Origin of the sequence: Brevibacterium sp. LE-L, assembly GCF_050214925.1 — a bacterium.
Classification (GTDB): domain Bacteria; phylum Actinomycetota; class Actinomycetes; order Actinomycetales; family Brevibacteriaceae; genus Brevibacterium.
Map to the genome: position 1 here is coordinate 327,816 of NZ_CP189759.1, position 17,450 is coordinate 345,265.

Below are 17,450 nucleotides of genomic sequence, written 5' to 3' on the forward strand. Positions count from 1 at the left end.
CGGTGGTGTGAGAATGAGCGGGTGAACGATATCTCTCCCGGCTCCGGCGACGCCTCGGCCGCCCCACGCCGTTTCAGTGTGCTGCGCAGCTGGAAGACCGCGCCGTACCTGGTGGGCTCGGGCACGGCGATGATGGGCGACAACATCGAGCACGTCATCACCTATTGGGTGCTGTGGGAGAAGTTCGAGTCCCCGGCCCTTGTCGGTTTCCAGCTCATCAGTCACTGGCTGCCGTTCCTGCTCCTGTCCGTCTACGCCGGCTCCTTGGCCGAGCGCTTCGATTGTCGCCGCCTCATCCAGATCGGGCAGATCATGTTCATGGTCGTCTCCCTGTGCTGGGGCATCCTCTTCCTCACCGACTCGCTGCAGCTGTGGCAGGCCTGCGTGCTGCTCGTCATCCACGGACTCGCCGGATGCCTGTGGGGCCCGGCCGAGCAGATGATGCTTCATGATTTCGTCGACCGGAAGGAGCTGCCGAGCGCCGTGAGGCTCAACGCGACGTTCCGCAGCCTCGGCATCCTCTTCGGGCCCGTCGTCGGCTCCGCCCTGCTGCTCGGGGTCGGGGCGACCTGGGGCATCTTCATCAACATCGTCTTCTACCTGCCGCTGACACTCTTCCTCATCCGCACGCCCTTCACCGGACATCTGCGCAGCGGCAGTGTGCGCACGGCGCGGACGACGCTCATGCAGTCGCTGCGGGTGCTCATCGACGTCCGCCACAATCGTGCGATCCTCGGCATGCTGCTGCTGGCCGCGCTCGCCTCGATGACGATCGGTGCGGTGCTGCAGACCGCGATGCCCGTCTTCGGCGGGATCCTCACCCCGTCCGGCGGAGACAGTGACTTCACCTACGGGGTGCTGCTCTTCGCCATGGGTGCCGGAGGGGTGCTCGGTGGGTTCGGGCTCGAGGCGACCGGATGGATCAAAGCCGTCCCCACGGCTGCCGCGCTGGCCGCTGCCGCGATGGGGCTCAGCGCCGTGTTCTTCGCCCTGACCTCACACCTGTGGGTGGCGATCGTCATGCTCGTGATCGCCGGAGTCTCGAAGATCACCGCCGAGTCGACCGAGATGGCGATCATCCAACTCGAGGCGCCCGCGGAGATCCGTGGGCGCGTCATCGGATCCTATGCGATGTTCGGCCCCGGGATGCAGACCTTCTCCGGAGTCACGGTCGGGGTGCTCGGCACGATCGCCACGATCCCCGGGGCGGTCATCATCGGCGGCACAGTCCTCGCCATCGGGGCAGTGGCCATCGGCGCCTATGCCGTGACCGGACGGAGGCACACATGACCCCGCGGCCCGGGGTGAGCCTCGAAGTCGTGTCGGTCGGGTTCGCTCCGGTCAAGGGCACACGGCACATCCGCCGGCCGGAGGCGCAGTTCGACGCCGAGGGGCCCGTCGGCGATCGCCGATACTGCCTCGTCGACGTCGAGCGTCGTCAGGTCCTCAAGACCGTCCAGCACCCTAGCCTCATCGGGGTCACGGCCGAACTGCGCGGGGAGGAGCTGGCGATGTCGCTGCCCGACGGCCGGTCCGCCTGCGCCGTGCCCGCCACCGATGGTGAGGTTCTCACCTGCGACTACTGGAAGCGGAAAACCGATCTCAGCCTCACGGACGGCCCGCACGCCGCACTGCTGTCGACCTGGCTCGGCCGACATGTGCGTCTGGCCCGTGCCCCTCGTGGAGACGTCGTCTTCGGTGCGCCGGTCTCCATCGTCACCACGGCCTCGCTCGGCGACCTCACCGATCGGGCGGCCCGACCAGGACTCGTCGACGAGGCGGCCCGCTTCCGTGCGACCTTCGTCGTCGACACGGATGTCCCATTCGCCGAGGAGGCCTGGCAGGGCCGGGAGGTCGGCCTTGTCGACTCCGGCCTCGGCGAGATCCGGGTGCGCATCGGGGCACCGATCCCGCGGTGCGCGGTGATGGACCTCGACCCGGTCACCGGCGAGCGGAATGCGCGCCTGCTGAGAGCGCTGGCCGGCTATCGACCCACCAACGAGGTCGGCGAACCCCTCTTCGGGGTCTATGCGGAGATCGACAGCCGGTCCGAGCTCAGGTGACGGCGCCGCGGACCTTGTGCTGCGGGACGTCCCATTCTCGGTTGTCGAGGATGTCACGCAGCGCCTCGACGGTGTCCCAGACATCGGTGAACCCGACATAGAGCGGAGTCAAGCCGAACCGCAGCACCTCGGGCTCGCGGTAGTCGCCGATGACGCCGCGCTCGATGAGCGCACTCATCACCGCGAACCCCTCGGGGTGGGTGATCGAGACCTGCGAACCGCGCTGCGCTTGCTCGCGCGGGGTCACGACCTCGACGGGATGATGCGACAGACGCGAATCGACGAGCTCGATGAACAGATCGGACAGAGCCAGCGACTTCTGCCGCACGGCCGCCATGTCGGCCCGGGAGTGGACGTCGAGACCGACCTCGGCCACGGACATCGAGATGATGCCCTGCGTGCCGGTGAGATAGCGCCGGATGCCGTCGGCCGGCGTGTAGTTGGGCTCCATCTCGAAGGGCTGCTTGTGGCCCCACCATCCCGACAGCGGTTGGGTGAACCGTGTCCGCAGAGCCTCGGAGACCCAGACGAACGCGGGTGAGCCCGGACCGCCGTTGAGGAACTTGTACGTGCAGCCGACCGCCATGTCCGCGCCCGAGCCGGCCAGGTCGATCTCGAGCGCACCGGCCGAATGGCAGAGGTCCCAGATCGCCAGTGCCCCTGCCGCATGGACCGCCGAGGTCGTCGACTCCATGTCGAAGAGGCGACCGGTGCGGTAGTTGACGTGGGTGAGGACGACGAAGGCCACCTCGTCGGTCAGGGCGGTAGGGAATCCGGCGGCCACTTCGGCGTCATCGACGAGGCGGACCTCCCAGCCGTCGCCGAGCTGCTCGGCCAGGCCCTCGAGCATGTAGATGTCGGAGGGGAAGTTCTCCCGCTGAGTGAGGATGACGCGGCGTCCCGGAGCATCGGCGGCCTGGATCTTGCAGGCGGCCGAGGCGACCTTGAACAGGTTGATCGAAGTCGTGTCGGTGACGACGGTGGCCCCGGCACCGCCCCCGACGAGGCCCGCGACCTTGTCGCCGAGCACGGCGGGCAGGTCGAACCAGCCGGCGTCGTTCCACGAGCGGATCAGACCGGCCCCCCACTCCTCGGAGATGACGTTCTGGGCACGCTCTGCGGCCCCCTTGGTCCGGGCTCCGAGGGAATTGCCGTCGAGGTAGATCGTCTCCGGCGGGAGGACGAACTCCTCGCGGAAGCCGCGGAGAGGATCGTAGGCACCCCGCTGGGCGCAGGCCGCCCGATCGAGCGCACCTCCGCCGGCACGGGCGGGCTGCTCGGAAGCTCGAGAGTCAGCGGAGTCAGTGATCGGTTCGGCGTCGCGTCCGTCGTCGAGAGTGGTCATGGTGTCGTCCTTTCGGTGCTGTTGTCGTTCAGTGTGGCAGGTTCGTCGGCGGCTGTGTCGGAGGCTGTCGCGCGGGCGGCGAGGATCCGGCCCACCGTCGGGTACCGGAGAACCGCGATGAGGACTCCGATCGCCAGCCACGCTGCCAGGGCGATCCACACCACCGGTGTGAAGTCGGCTGCGAGCAGCGTGATCTGGTAGAGGTTGACCGCTGTGCCGATCACCGTCAGTGCCCAATGCAGCCAGAGGGGGATCGTGAAGGGGGCCCGGGCGTGGGTCTCGGGCATGACATAGCGCATCCGCAGCGAGACGAGCAGGATGACGATGAGCATGACCTGCACCAGCGCCGAGGCGGCCGTGCCGATGACCGAGATGTCGAGACCGGCGATCGCTGGGACGATGCCGAGGACGAAGAGCGCGGTGAGGATCCAATGCGGAGTGCCGAACCGGGCATTGACCCGTCCGAACGCCGCCGGCAGCCAGCCGTCGTCCGTGGCGGCGAGCAGACCCTTCGACCCCCACAGGAGCTGGGCGTTGAGCGTAGAGACGATCGCGACCATCGCTCCGCCGAGGATGAAGAACACCCACCAGCCGTGAGACATGATCTCTTCGGCCACGACCGAGAGGGGCTGATCGGCGACCTCGGCGATGGGAAGGACACCCACGGCGGGGATCGCGATGAGCACGTAGAGGAGTCCGACGACGAGGGTGCCGCCGATCATCGCCAGAGGGATGTCGCGAGAGGGGTTCTTCATCTCGCGACCGAGCTCGGCGACGCCGAAGCTTCCCATGGTGGCGAAGGTGAGCAGCGCCGCCGCGGACAGGAGCTGGGTGAAGCCGTGCGGCAGCGGTTCGGGGTAGGCGTTCCATTCGATGTGGCCGAAGCCGTTGACGATGAACACGGAGAAGCCGATGAGCATGAGGACCATGAGCCAGACCCCCACCCGCGAGGAGAAGGCGGCGCCCATGAGGTTCGCGACGTAGAAGATGCTGACGATGACGACCGCGACGATGATCGGGTCGAAGAAGTCCGAGAGCGAGTGCAGATAGATCCCGGCAGAGAGGCCGTAGAGGCTGAGCGCGCACTGCTGCATGAGCGCCATCCACATATTGACGAAGCCGAGCCGCGGATCGACGACCCGCGCAGGCCAGGTGTAGGTCCCGCCGACCGCGGGAAGGGCCGAGGCCATCGCGGCATAGGGGATCGAGACGAGGATGATCGTGACCACCGCGATGAGGTAGGCCCAGGGCGTTCCGCCGCCGGTGATGCCGATGGCCACGCCCGTGAGCGAGACGATGCCGCCGCCGATCACCTGATTGATCGTCACGCTCAGCGCACCGGGCAGTCCGATCGTGCGTTTGAGCTGGTCCTGGTTGAGCTTGGCTGCCACGAGAGTCTCCCGAGTCGTCGTCTTCGCCGATCCGTTCCGCCTCTGCGATGAGGGGCGCGGCGAGCGTTCGCGTATGCTCCTCATCCTGGCATGGCATTCGGATATGATGGGCAGAATCCGAACAGAATTGAGTCACTGAGAGGAATATTCGTGAATGATTCGACGCTGATCGCCGATCATCGCTCCGATTCGGCGGATGTTCGGCTCGCCGAGGTGGACCTGGCGATCCTCCGTGAGCTCAGTGCCGACGCCCGGACCTCGAACAAGACCCTTGCCGCGCGGGTGGGGTTGGCGCCATCGACCTGCTCGGGCCGCGTCAGCGCCCTGCGGCAGAGCGGGGTGCTGCGCGGCTTCCACGCCGACATCGACTACGAGAAGCTCGGACTGAGCGTGTTCGGGATGATCTCCGTGCGTGTCACCCCGGTCGGCCGTTCGCAGCTGCGCAGTGTCATCGACCGGCTGCTCGAGGCAGCCGAGACGCTCGAGGTGTATCAGGTGTCGGGGGAGCGGGATCTCCTCGTCCACGTCGCCTGTGACCATCCGACGGGCCTGCACCGATTCATCGAGCAGAACCTGTCCGATCCGACGATCGCGCACACGCAGACGAGTCTTGTGTTCGGCCATCATCGGAAATGACGGTCTCGCACATACTGATGACGGCGTAGACGATGACTCGTGTCGGCAGATGACGCCGGATGACCCGAAGATGTCGGCGGGAGTCGGAAGCCGACGGAGTCAGGGCGGCCCGCCGGCGGAGATTCCTAGGCTGGGGTCGGCAATCACCCAAGCAACAGCACCGACACCGGGAGGCCCCGTCATGACTGCATCCGCCACTAAACTCGACACCATCGCCGACATCACTGCTCAGGAGCGCGCCGAACGCCTCGCCGCGGCGGGCAGCGCCTGGAATGAGCGTCTGGCCGCCTCGGCGACGAACGGCCGCCTGAAGTTCTCGGCCTCCGGCACGGCCCGCGGGTCCGTGTCCTCGGTGATCACCGCCGGGCAGCACACCTTCGCCGTCGACGAACCGACCCCGCTGGCCGGCGATGACGCGGCACCGAACCCCGTCGAATACGCGCTCGGAGCGCTCATCTCCTGCCAGATCGTCGTCTATCGCCTCTACGCCCACAATCTCGGGCTGACCATCGACGAACTCGATGTCACCGCCGAGGGCGACCTCGATGTGCAGGGACTCTTCGGAGCCGATGAGACCGTCCGTCCCGGGTTCTCCACCGTGCGGGTGTCCGTGAACGTCTCGGGACCCGACGACGCCGAGGACTACCGCAGGCTGCAGGAGACCGTCGACGCCCACTGCCCGGTCTTCGACATCTTCACCAACCCGACGCCGATCGACGTCACCGTGACGAAAGTCGACTGAGGACGAGAGCCGTCACGGTCGGAGGGCCGGCTGATGCGTGTCCGTCGGTCGGAGGATCGGCTCACGAGTATTCGCCGGCCCTGTCTGATCAGCCCGAATGCGCGGCGAGGACCTCGAGGACGGACTCTCCGTAGCGGTCGAGCTTCTTCAGACCGACACCGCTGACCTGTCCGAGCTCGCTGACCGAGCTCGGCCTGACCTCGACGATGCCGTAGAGCGTGGCATCGGGGAACACGACATAGGCGGGCACGCCCTGCTCCTTCGCCTGTTCACCGCGCCAGGCGCGCAGGGCTTCGAACAGGGAGGCATCGGCCGGGTCGAGTTCGACTTCGGGACCGGACCGGCGGCGGGATCCCGCCTTCTTCGCACCGGACCTCTTCACCGGGTCGACGCGCAGCGAGATCTCCTCTTCACCGCGCAGCACGGGACCGGCCGCCTCACCGACGACGAGGACCCCGTAATCGCCGTGGGACTCCAGCAGTCCTCGGGCGAGCACCTGACGGATGACGGTCTTCCACTGGCTTTCGGACAGGTCGTCGCCGACGCCCCAGACGCTCAGGCTCTCGTGGTCGGACGCCCGGGAGCGGTCGTTGTCGTTGCCGCGCAGCACATCGATGACCTGCCCGGATCCGAAACGCTGTCCGCGTTCGCGGTCGAGACGGATGACCGCCGAGAGCAGCTTCTGCACGGCCACGGTCGCATCCCAGGTCACCGGGGGTGTCATGCAGGTGTCGCAGTTGCCGCAGGGCTCGGACTCCTCATCGAAGTAGCGCAGCAGCTGCACGCGCCGACAGTCGACGGTCTCGCACAGGGCCAGCATCGAGTCGAGATGGCTCATCGCACGGCGTTTGAACACCTGGTCGCCCTCACCGGATTCGATGAGGCGGCGCTGGGAGACGACATCGCCGAGGCCGTAGACCATCCAGGCATCCGCGGGCAGCCCGTCACGGCCGGCACGGCCGGTCTCCTGGTAATAGCCTTCGACCGATCTGGGCAGATCGAGATGGGCGACGAAGCGGACGTCGGGTTTGTCGATGCCCATGCCGAAGGCGATCGTGGCGACCATGACGATCCCGTCCTCACGGAGGAACCGAGCCTGGTTCTCCGCCCGCACCTCGGCGGGAAGTCCCGCGTGATAGGGCAGGGCGGTGATGCCACGGGCCACGAGCGCCTCGGCGAGCTGATCGACGCCGCGCCGGGACAGGCAGTAGACGATGCCGGCGTCCCCGGGGTGTTCGGTGGTGATGAAGTTGAGCAGCTGGGACCGGGCCGAAGCCTTCGGTTCGATCCGATAGGTGATGTTGGGCCGGTCGAAGCTGGCGACGAAGTGCTCGGCCTCCTGGAGGTGGAGGCGTTCGGTGAGCTCGGCATGAGTCGCCGGGGTCGCCGTGGCCGTCAGCGCGATGCGCGGGACGTCGGGGAACCGTTCGGCCAGCACCCCGAGCCCGAGATAGTCGCTGCGGAAGTCATGGCCCCACTGGGACACACAGTGGGCTTCGTCGATGGCGAACAGTGAGATCTGCGCCTGTTCGAGCAGCCGCATCGTCCGCGAGAGCACGAGGCGTTCGGGCGCGAGGTAGAGCAGGTCGATCTCACCGGCGAGCAGCTGCTGCTCGACCTGCTGCGCGGTGTCGAAATCGAGAGAGGAATTGAGGTAGGCCGCGCGCACACCGAGGTTCTCCAGAGCCGCGACCTGATCGGCCATGAGCGCGATGAGCGGGGAGATGACCACGCCCGTGCCCGGCCTGACCAGGGACGGAATCTGATAGCACAGAGATTTTCCGCCGCCGGTGGGCATGAGCACGACCGCATCCCCACCACCGACGACCTGGTCGACGATGGCCGCCTGCTCACCCCGGAACTCCTCATAGCCGAAGACATCGTGAAGGACATCGAGGGCGGAGGTCGTGGCTGCGGAGGTCATGGATCCCACCCTAGTTCACGGCACTGACTCAGAACCTCCGGGGCGTTCAGTCGTTTGAGACCGTGCAGGAGAGGCGACGGAGGACATCTGGCGCCGAGTTTTGGTCGCAATCGGACATTCGCGCCGAAATTGAGGTCGCAATCGGATACTTTGCTGCCGCCAAAATGTCCGAAGGTGACCTATGTTTCAGCGAACTGTCCGAAAGTGCCCGGCCCGGACCGTCCCTCACCGGGCAGAGAACCTCCGGGCCGCGACGAGCCCGAACACGCAGACCGCGGCCACCGCGACCGCGAAGATCGTCGTCGCATTCGCCAGTCCCACCTCGGCGGCGAGGAATCCGGCACCGATCGCCGGCACGGACATGAAGACGTAGGCGAGGATGAAGTAGGAGGTGGTCGCCTCGGTGCGGTGCTCCGGGGCGGTGGCTGCGGTGATCGCGCGCATCCCGGTCATGAACACCAGCCCCTGCCCGGCTCCGGCCAGCACGGAGGAGACGATGAGCACCGGCAGCGAGCCGATCAGGAGCGCGAGCACAAGCGCACCCATGCTCACGATCATCGTCACCGTCCCGCCGACGATGAGCCGACGGTCGCTCAGTCCCCGAAAGACCAGCTGCGCGCTCGCCGAGGCGCCGAAGAGGAGGAACACGACGGTGCCGGTGACCGCCGTCGACGTGAGGTGCAGGGTCTGCCCGATGAAGCTCGGCGCGACCGCCGAATACAGCCCGCACACCGCGAATCCGGTGATCGCTCCCGGTGAGGCGGCGAGGAACATGCGCTTCGCCGAGGCGGGGATGCCCGGCAGCTGCAGCCGCACCGCACCCGGGGTGCCGCGCTGCTGCCTCCGCGTCCGGTCCCGAACAAGGAGCAGCGCGGCCCCGGCGATGATGAGCATGATCGCGTTGACGAGGAACGGTGTGAAGAGGGGCCCGGCGGCGAAGTGGGCGAGGAGTCCGGAGGAGAGGATCCCCAATCCCAGTCCGCCCATGTTCGCGGCCGTCGCGAGCGACCCGGCCAGCCGTTCGCGTCCGGCCGGGGCGTTCTCGAGCACGGTGACGGTGGCCGTGGACGTGAAGATCCCCGCGGCCAGCCCGGAGAGGACACGTCCGGTGAGCAGCAGTCCGACGTTCGCGCCGATGAGGAAGAGGACCGCCGAGGCGACCGAGAAGACCACCCCGAGGCTGAGCACCGGGCGCCGCCCGAGACCGTCGGAGAGGCGGCCGAAGACGATGAGTGCGGCGATGACGCCGAGTGCGTAGATCGCGAAGAGCTGAGTCGTGAAAGCGGTGCCGAAGCCGAACCGCTCCTCGTAGAGGGGGTAGAGCGGAGTCGGCAGGGTCGTGCCCATCATGACGACGGTGAAGACATACGCCGAGGCGGCCAACCCCCATCCCGTGGCCGCATGCGACTGCGATGGGTCCGGGGTCTTCGCCTGCGATCCTTCGGACATCGCCACCGCCTTTCGCCTCGGGCGCCGTCTGCCCCCTGTACGTGTCGAACCGTCAGCGATTGTACGCTGGAGTCTCCGCACCATGCCGGGGCGCCGGCATGGTGGATTGTGCGCATCCGCGAGAAGGAGCAGATTCCGATGACCCCGAGCCCGATCACCCCCATCCCGGCAGAGTCGACCGCCGCCGAGGCCCCGAGTCGGCGTCGGGTGATGAAGACCGTGGGTGTGGCCGGAACCGCTGCGGTCGTCGGCACCTCGGTGGCGGCCACCTCGGGGTGCTCACCCGAAGAGGAGGAGGCCGCGCCGACGCAGGATGCGAGCCTTCCGAGCTCCGATGTTCCCGTCGGATCGGGCACCGTCATCGACGATACCTATGTTGTGACTCAGCCGAAGAAGGGCGAGTTCTTCGCGTTCTCGTCCGTGTGCACGCACCAGGGCTGCCAGGTCAAGAGGGTCACCGAGGAAGCCATCATCTGTCCGTGCCACTCGACGAACTTCTCGGTCACCACCGGTGAGGTGCTCTCCGGTCCGGCCGAGGAACCGCTGCCGAAGTACGAGGTCACCGAGGACGGTGGGACCCTGACGATCACGGGCAAGTGATCCATCGCCTCCGGGTGAGGCGTCCGCGCCCGTCGGGGGCGCGGGTGGCCTGCATCCTGTGATGCTGCGTTCGCTGGGACGCTCAGGGGAGAAGTCCGGGCAGAACCAGGGCTCCGGCGATGACGAGGGCGGCCACGACGGAGAAGCCGAGTCCGCTCACCTCGCTGCGACGGGTCTTTGCGTCTTCGGCCCGCCAGGGCAGGCCGGGCCAGACGAGAACTGCCCGGAAGACGGCGACGACGATGGTGGCCATGGCGGCCAGCCAGACCCAGACGAACCAGTCGGCCCAGCCTCCGAAGGGCCCGACGAGGCGGATGAGAAGCACGAACATCACGCCCGTGCCGATCCCCGAGAGCAGGCCCATCCGCGTCGCCGACCTGGGCGCCCGCAGTGCTGCGAAGGCGCCCCAGGCTGCGATGATCGCACCGATGACCGCTGAGACGAATTCGGGATTCATGACCGTGCTCCCTCCTGTCTGACGTCGACCGGTCGCGCCGGCCCGGCGTCGGATGTGTCTGAGATCAGCGCTGCAGCCGCATCGACCCAGTTCGCGGAGTCGTTGAGCACGATGACACCCCGCCCGGACTGTGCATCGAAGCCGAGGAACGACGTGTAGCCTCCTGTACCTCCGTTGTGCCAGGTGAGGTTCGGCGCGCGGGTCTTCGTCGTGAACCAGGCCCAGCCGATGCGGTCGCCTTCATCGAAATCGGCGCGGGGCTCGGCAGCATTCGCGCCGGGAGCGCTTCCATCGCGTACCGCCCGCAGCCAGATCGACATGTCGTGGGCGGTCGAGCGGATCGCACCGGCGGGCGCGGAGCCGCCCATCACCCACGGGGCGGCGGACAGGCCCGAGGAGGTGCGGCCGTGGCTCAATCCCTCGGGGGAGTCCGGCACGAAGGTCTCCTCCATCCCCAGCGGTTCGGTGATCCGCGTCCGCACGAGCTCGCCGTAGTCCTCCCCAGTGACCTCGGCGATGGCCTGACCGAGGACGGCGAACCCGAAGTTCGAGTACTCGGGCTCCTTCTTCCCGACCTCCGCCTCGTGCAGACCGGCCACGATGGCGGCGGCGTCGCCGCGATAGGGGTCCGCGCGGACGTAGTTCGCGAGGATGCCGGAGAGGCCCTCGCCCCACCCTGACCACGGCTTCTGCGAGGGCAGACCCGACCGCTGCTGGGCGATGGACTCGAGGCTCACTTCGGCGACCTTCCCGTGCAGATCCGGCCAGACCTCGCCGAGGCGGGTGTCCGCGTCGATCTCGCCCCGGTCGATGGCATCGGCGAAGAGGGCGGCGGTGAACGTCTTCGTGATCGAGCCGATCTCGAATTCGGTGTGTTCATCGGCCCCGGTGCCCGCGAAGGTGACCTCGTCGCCGTCGATGCGGGCCGCGGCGATGTGCTGCCAGTGTTTGCTGCCGAGGGTCTGTGCGAGCTCGCTCATGAGCTCGGCGTCACCGGTGGGAGTTCCTTGGAAGCCGCGCGGCCACGGGGTGAGGACGGCGAGAGCGACGGCCGTGAGTGTCGCGGCGGCCAGGGCGATGATCCGGCGCCGAGGCGCGCGCCCGGAAGTCGCCTCACCGTCCGCCGGAGGCCTGCGGTCGGGATCGGTTTCGGTCATCGTTCCTCCTCGTGGTCGGGGGTGGGAAGTGCGGTGATCAGGGACGGAACGCTCGCCGCCCGTGTCGTTCAGTGCGTGCCGATGAGCACGAGCGTGAGCAGCGGGATGACCCGCGAGGCGGGGACTCGCCAGTGCCCGCGGCGGGCATTCTCGAGCCATCCGGCACCGGCGAGGGCATGCACATGGTGGTAGATCTGCCCGGACGTGCCGAAGCGCTCGTCCCGACCGAGCTCGGCCACGGTCGACGTGCCTTCGTAGATCGCCTGCAACAGCTGGAGTCGGACGGGATGGCCGAGCGCTGCCAGGGATCCGGCCGCCTCGGCGAAATCGATGTCGCCCAGTCCCGCAGTCGTCAGCCCCATCTGCCATGCCACGGGGCCGTCGGCGCCCGGGGGAGTGGTGTACCCGGTGTAGGTCACTCCGCCGTCCTCGCCGAGGCGGTCGACGAGTCCGTGCAGTGCCCAGAACGTGTCCGTGTCGCCGGGCAGCCCCGCGGCTGCCTCGCCCGGGGGCGCGGATCCCGTCCCGCCCGCAGCCGGGGACGATTCTGCGCTGCCCGTCTCCGCGGGAGCACCCGATGCCCTTGCCCCCGTCACGGGTGAGGCTCCGGCTTCGAGCTCGGCGACTCGGCGTTCGAGTGCAGAGAGGCGTTCCTCCGATGAAGGCGTCGATTCCATGGCTCAATAATACAATAAATACGTAATTACGTAAATACGTCTCGAAGGGTGCGTCCGCGCCTGAGTCAGGGCTGAACGGACAGACTCAGGCAGGCGACCTAGACTGGTGTCGTGATGAGTACCGAAGAGCCGCGCACCGAATCCACGTCCCCGCGTTCCGAGGCCTCCCCGCAGGCCATCGCCGCCGCGAAACGGCTCGGCACGCCCATGGTCGTCCGTGGCCTCCTCGGTGTGGTTTTCGGCATCGCCACCGTCTTCTGGCCCCGTGATGACAGCAACCCGCTGCAGCTGAGCATGCCGACCGACGTCGTCGACCACCTCGCCATCGGCTACCTCATCCTCTTCGCCCTCGCCCTGGTATTCGAAGCCGTGCGCGCACCGCTGAACGTGCGCACCGCGATCTACGGCCAGGCCGTCATTGCGATCCCGGCGATCGTATTCCTCTTCCTCGCCGACCACCCCGCCGAGCTGCGCGCGGCGCTGAGCATCTGGGCCCTGCTGCACGGCGCGCTCGAATTCTGGGCCTACAGGCAGCTGAAGTCCCAGCCGATGGCCTCGGACTTCCTCATCGCTGCGGGAACCCACGCCCTGCTGGGCATCATCCTCGTCTTCGGCGACGGTATGGAGGCCCTGTCGATCCTCGGCTTCACCGGCGCCGCGACCCTCATCGCCGGCGTGATCTTCATCATCGGCGGGTACTCCCGCCTGAGCAAAGGTCGCCAGCTGGCCAAGCGCGGCGAACCGGCCGAGCAGATCGGCACCCCCGCCGAGGCGGCCACCTCCGACGACTCCGACGAATCAGATGACGGAACTGCCCCGAAGAACGAGCCCTGACCGGGCACCCGAGACACCCGAGGTGAGATGAGCACTGTCGAGCACGAGAGCGCGACCGAATCCCGATTGGCCACCATCGCCGCCTCGGTGAGGTCCTCCGAACTCCTCGGCGACCTCGCCGAAGCCAGCCGCGAACTCGACCCCGCCCTCTTCCGCCGCCTCTTCGAACTCTCCCGGTCCCCGTCTCTGCTCGTGGCCACCGATTACGACGGCACGATCGCTCCCATCGTCGACGTCCCCAGCGAAGCCTTTCCCTTGGAGAGCTCGGTCGACTCACTGCGCGCGCTCGCCCTCCTGCCGTCCACCTCGGCAGGGGTCATCTCCGGTCGCAGCCTGCGTGACCTCGCGGCGATGTCGCGCCTGCCGCGGGAGGTCCACCTCTTCGGATCCCACGGCGGAGAGACCGACACCTTCACCATCGCCAGCCTCACCGAGGCGCAGCGGGCGACCCTGGCCGACTTCCGCGCCGAGCTCACCCGCACCCTGCCCGGCGAGGTCATCGAGCACAAGACCACGGGCGCGGCCGTCCACCTGCGCGGACTCGACGAGACCGAACGCCGCCGGGTCGAAGCCGCCGTCGAACAGCTCGCGACCGCCCATCCGATCCACCCGACCCGGGGCAAGCAGGTCATCGACCTGTCCGTGGTGCCGTCGTCGAAGGCCGAAGCCCTGACCCGGCTGCGGGTGCAGACCGGAGCAGAGAACGTGGTGTTCATCGGCGATGACACCGCCGACGAATTCGCTCTCGAGCCCCTCGGTGAACACGACCTCGGGCTGAAGGTCGGCACCGAGCCCACGACGACGCACGCGGACTTCCGCCTGGCCTCCTCGGACGAGGTCTCCACCGTCCTCGGGGCCCTGTTCGAACTGCGCAAGTCCTGGCTCTTCGGCCGGCGGGCCACCCCGATTCAGCGGCACAGCCTGATCGGCAACGGGCAGTCGACCGCGCTCGTCGATCCCGCGGGCAGCATCTGCTGGATGCCGCACCCGCTGCCGCATTCTGCCTCGATGTTCTCCGAGATCCTCGGCACCGAGGCGGCCGGATTCTTCGCCGTCGCCCCCGTCGGCGGGGCGAGCCCGCTGACTCGGCGTTACCTCGGGCACTCCACGCTGCTCGAGACCCGGTGGGCCGGCCTCAGCTGCATCGACTACCTCGCTCCCGTCGACGGGCACAGCGACGACACGATCGTCGTGCGTGTGCTCACCGGCGATGCTCCGGCCCGGATCCGCTTCGCCCCTCGCCTCGACTATGCGACGGTGCCGACCCGCATGGTGACGACCGAGGACGGGGTGGCGGTGCTCGGGACCTCGGAACCCATCGAACTCCATGCCCCGGGACTCGACTTCGAGCTCGTCGAGAACGGCGACTCCCACACCGCCGAGGCGACAGTCGTGCCCTCGCAGCAGCCCGGCGGCAGGGTCGTGCTCGTCCTCGCCTGCGGTACGGGCACCGGCGACGCCGGCTATATCGCCACCGGCGGGGAGCACCATGTGCGCGAACGTGCCCTGAACTTCTGGACGAACTGGGTCGACTCGCTGCACCTGCCCAGCCATCACCGCGAAGAGGTCATCCGCTCGGCGATCACCCTGCGCGCCCTGTGCCACGAACCCACCGGAGGAGTCCTCGCCGCCCCCACGACATCCCTGCCCGAAGGCATCGGCGGCGTGCGCAACTGGGACTACCGGTACACGTGGCTGCGGGATGGGTCGATGACGGTCCGGGCCCTGCTCGCGCTCGGTTCGACGGGCGAGGCCGAAGGCTTCCTGTCGTGGCTGTCCGGGATCCTCTCCCGCACCGTCTCACCCGAACAGCTTCACCCGCTCTACGCCGTCGACGGTTCGGCGCTGACCACCGAAGCGGTGCTCGCCCACCTGCCCGGATACGCCGGCTCTCGGCCGGTGCGGGTCGGCAATGCCGCTGAACACCAGGTCCAATTGGACGTGTTCGGCCCGGTCACGGAGCTGCTCGACGAACTCAGCGGCCACCTCGGCGAGCTTCCCGAGAACTATTGGACCCTCACCTGTCAGATGGTCGAAGCCGTGGGCAAGCGGTGGTTCGAGGCCGATCACGGGATCTGGGAGGCCCGGCGCGCACCGAAGCACAACGTCTACACGCGGGTGATGTGCTGGGTGACGGTCGACCGGGCGCTGCGGATCGCCGAACGGTTCGATCGCGAACCGCCCGGGGCGTGGCGGCAGCTGCGCGAGGAGATCGCCCACGACGTGCTCACCCACGGGTACAACGAGGAGGTCGGGGCGTTCACCGTCGCCTACGGGGAGACGGACCTGGACTCGGCGGCGCTGTTCGTCGGGCTCTCCGGGCTCGTCGATGCCGATGATCCGCGGTTCGTCTCGACCGTCGACGCCGTCGAACGTGAGCTGCGGGTCGGGCCGACCGTGTTCCGCTACCGCTACGACGACGGGCTGCCCGGCCTCGAGGGCGGATTCCACATCTGCACGACCTGGCTCATCGAGGCCTTCATCGAAGTCGGTCGCATCGACGACGCGTGGGACCTGTTCCGGCAGGTCGACAACCTGCTCGGGCCGACGGGGCTGCTGTCCGAGGAGTACGACCCCGTCGCCGAGGCGCACCTGGGCAATCATCCGCAGGCCTACTCGCACCTCGGCTACATCCGCGTCGCCCAGCTCCTCGACGCCCACCGCCCGAGCTGACCTGCGGGGCGGTCCGGGGTGCCTGCCCGCCGGTTGCGCCGCGCAGCACCGACCGCTGTTGCCTCGCCCGTGAGATGAGTGTGGCCAGATTGCCATTTTCGACGCAGAAATGTGCAATCTGACCCCACCCATCTCCGGCGTCTTCCTCCGTCCATAGCCGCGAGGAGCGAGCGGCGAGTCGTACGTACTCCGCCTGTGGATATCGCAACTCTGTCCACAGGCGGATATTCGCCTCTGGCATTCTTCGTCAAGGGTGAGGCAGTCTCATGCCATGGATAATCAGGCGTCAGATTCGCGGCCACTCAACGCTACCCAGCGGTCCGGCCCGCAAAGCGGTCAGGCGACCAACTCACGGGCCGGTTCTAGGACCAGCTCGCGGATGAGCCCGCAGGCCAACCCGCTGCACGACAATCGGGCCGACGTTCCGGCTAACGCAGCTGGGGGATCGACGGCTCCTCCGCCGCCGCGCGACAGTACGAAGCCGCGGAAGCTGCGCGTCCGGTCCTGGTCGGAGAAGCCACGTCAGTTGTTGACCGCCGCTATTCCGTTCACGAGGGCGCAGGCCGCTTCGCGGGGAATCACGCGTCGCGCGCTGGACGACGGGCGGAAGTACCAGCAGCTCGACTACGGCGTATGGGTCGAAGCCGCTCCCACGACTCGGGTCGTCGCTCCGACTTGGGCGGATACCGAGTGGATCGAAGAGCGAGTGAAGCTGTCGGGTCTGGCCTGCATCGACCCGAATGTGGTCGCCTGCAATGTCACTGCGGCACGGTTATATGGCTTGCCGGTGCCGTGGAATGCCGATACACGGATGCATGTGGCCCGCGAAGACAAGTGCCTGTCCAGGTATCGGAAGAATGTTGTCTTCCATCGCTACGAATGGCTGCGGTCGGAGAACTTCTTCGGCCTGCCGCTCGTCACGGTACCGCAGTTATTCATCGAACTTGCGCGGGTGCTGACGGTCAGGCAACTCGTGGAGCTTGGTGATGCCGCCGTCGGCCGGTGGCACGGTGGACCGGTGACAACCATCGACGAGATCCGCGCTGAGCTTGCTTCCCGCCGCCGAGTGTACGGACGTCTCACCGCTGAAAGCGCGCTCGACTTGGTCCGGGACGATGTGGACTCTCCACCGGAGACGAGGCTGCGATTGCATCTCATCGACGCAGGTCTTCCTGAACCCCTGGTCCATCCGGCAGTCATGTGTGCGCTCATCGGGACAGAACTCCATCCAGACATGGGCTATCCGTCGATCAGGCTCGCCATTGAGTACGAGGGAGACCACCACCGGAGCTCGCCTACCCAGTTTGCTGAGGACAATCGCCGCATCTCAGCACTTCAGGCGGAGGGTTGGACGGTCATCCGAGTATCGAAAGGCTCGGACATGTCGGAGATCTGCCGTCTGATCGCCCACCACCTGCGCGCAGGCGGACTTATCTGAGGACGCCACCTGGCCGCTGCGCCGGTCGGCGAAAGATAGGTGTGGTCAGATTGCCCAATTCAAG

15 protein-coding genes are annotated in these 17,450 nt (G+C 67.6%); 8 read left to right on the forward strand and 7 right to left on the reverse strand.

The window, feature by feature from the left end:
- Positions 1-21 precede the first annotated feature (21 nt).
- Together ACQE2J_RS01455 and ACQE2J_RS01460 are read left to right on the forward strand one after the other, a co-directional pair.
- Entirely contained in the window at positions 22-1,290 is a 1,269-nt protein-coding gene (locus ACQE2J_RS01455; protein WP_135537811.1) for an MFS transporter, read from the forward strand.
- Positions 1,287-2,063: an MOSC domain-containing protein gene (locus ACQE2J_RS01460; protein ID WP_135537812.1), complete on the forward strand. Its 777-nt coding sequence runs from the start codon at positions 1,287-1,289 to the stop codon at positions 2,061-2,063. Before ACQE2J_RS01455 ends, ACQE2J_RS01460 begins: the two co-directional genes overlap by 4 nt.
- Here ACQE2J_RS01460 and kynU read toward each other — a convergent pair.
- Together kynU and ACQE2J_RS01470 are read right to left on the reverse strand one after the other, a co-directional pair.
- Positions 2,056-3,408, reverse strand: a complete 1,353-nt coding sequence (gene kynU, locus ACQE2J_RS01465; protein ID WP_135537813.1) for a kynureninase — start codon at positions 3,406-3,408, stop codon at positions 2,056-2,058. The genes ACQE2J_RS01460 and kynU overlap by 8 nt on opposite strands.
- Positions 3,405-4,799: an APC family permease gene (locus ACQE2J_RS01470; protein ID WP_167854345.1), complete on the reverse strand. Its 1,395-nt coding sequence runs from the start codon at positions 4,797-4,799 to the stop codon at positions 3,405-3,407. The genes kynU and ACQE2J_RS01470 overlap by 4 nt, the downstream gene beginning before the upstream one ends.
- 150 nt (positions 4,800-4,949) lie before the next feature.
- Here ACQE2J_RS01470 and ACQE2J_RS01475 point away from each other — a divergent pair, with 150 nt between their 5' ends.
- Positions 4,950-5,435 carry an Lrp/AsnC family transcriptional regulator gene (locus ACQE2J_RS01475; RefSeq protein WP_240689587.1) on the forward strand — a complete coding sequence of 162 codons (486 nt, stop codon included), beginning with the start codon at positions 4,950-4,952 and terminating at the stop codon, positions 5,433-5,435.
- Between the two features lie 181 nt (positions 5,436-5,616).
- The gene (locus ACQE2J_RS01480; RefSeq protein WP_135537818.1) at positions 5,617-6,177 is read left to right on the forward strand and encodes an OsmC family protein; all 561 of its coding nucleotides are present in this window, start codon (positions 5,617-5,619) and stop codon (positions 6,175-6,177) included.
- 88 nt (positions 6,178-6,265) lie between these two features.
- On the opposite strand, the gene recQ is transcribed toward ACQE2J_RS01480, so the two are convergent.
- Positions 6,266-8,101, reverse strand: coding sequence for a DNA helicase RecQ (gene recQ, locus ACQE2J_RS01485; RefSeq protein ID WP_135537820.1), 1,836 nt, complete (start codon positions 8,099-8,101; stop codon positions 6,266-6,268).
- Between the two features lie 225 nt (positions 8,102-8,326).
- Positions 8,327-9,550, reverse strand: a complete 1,224-nt coding sequence (locus tag ACQE2J_RS01490; RefSeq protein WP_135537822.1) for an MFS transporter — start codon at positions 9,548-9,550, stop codon at positions 8,327-8,329.
- A 138-nt stretch (positions 9,551-9,688) separates the two neighbouring features.
- Here ACQE2J_RS01490 and ACQE2J_RS01495 point away from each other — a divergent pair, with 138 nt between their 5' ends.
- Positions 9,689-10,150, forward strand: a complete 462-nt coding sequence (locus tag ACQE2J_RS01495; protein WP_425120078.1) for a Rieske 2Fe-2S domain-containing protein — start codon at positions 9,689-9,691, stop codon at positions 10,148-10,150.
- Positions 10,151-10,232: 82 nt separating this feature from the next.
- Here ACQE2J_RS01495 and ACQE2J_RS01500 read toward each other — a convergent pair whose 3' ends face one another.
- The 3 genes from ACQE2J_RS01500 to ACQE2J_RS01510 form a co-directional block, all read right to left on the reverse strand.
- Entirely contained in the window at positions 10,233-10,607 is a 375-nt protein-coding gene (locus tag ACQE2J_RS01500) for a hypothetical protein (protein ID WP_425120077.1), read from the reverse strand.
- Positions 10,604-11,764 (reverse strand): serine hydrolase domain-containing protein, encoded by a 1,161-nt coding sequence (locus ACQE2J_RS01505; RefSeq protein ID WP_425120076.1) that lies wholly within the window; start codon positions 11,762-11,764, stop codon positions 10,604-10,606. The genes ACQE2J_RS01500 and ACQE2J_RS01505 overlap by 4 nt, the downstream gene beginning before the upstream one ends.
- A gap of 68 nt (positions 11,765-11,832) precedes the next feature.
- The gene (locus ACQE2J_RS01510; protein ID WP_135537829.1) at positions 11,833-12,441 is read right to left on the reverse strand and encodes an ArsR/SmtB family transcription factor; all 609 of its coding nucleotides are present in this window, start codon (positions 12,439-12,441) and stop codon (positions 11,833-11,835) included.
- 114 nt (positions 12,442-12,555) lie between these two features.
- Here ACQE2J_RS01510 and ACQE2J_RS01515 point away from each other — a divergent pair, with 114 nt between their 5' ends.
- The 3 genes from ACQE2J_RS01515 (at position 12,556) to ACQE2J_RS01525 (ending at position 17,386) form a co-directional block, all read left to right on the forward strand.
- On the forward strand, positions 12,556-13,275 hold the full coding sequence (locus ACQE2J_RS01515; RefSeq protein WP_135537831.1) for a hypothetical protein: 720 nt from the start codon (positions 12,556-12,558) through the stop codon (positions 13,273-13,275).
- A gap of 27 nt (positions 13,276-13,302) precedes the next feature.
- The gene (gene otsB, locus ACQE2J_RS01520; RefSeq protein ID WP_426936934.1) at positions 13,303-15,948 is read left to right on the forward strand and encodes a trehalose-phosphatase; all 2,646 of its coding nucleotides are present in this window, start codon (positions 13,303-13,305) and stop codon (positions 15,946-15,948) included.
- Between the two features lie 379 nt (positions 15,949-16,327).
- Positions 16,328-17,386, forward strand: a complete 1,059-nt coding sequence (locus ACQE2J_RS01525) for an endonuclease domain-containing protein (protein ID WP_426936935.1) — start codon at positions 16,328-16,330, stop codon at positions 17,384-17,386.
- Positions 17,387-17,450: the final 64 nt, after the last annotated feature.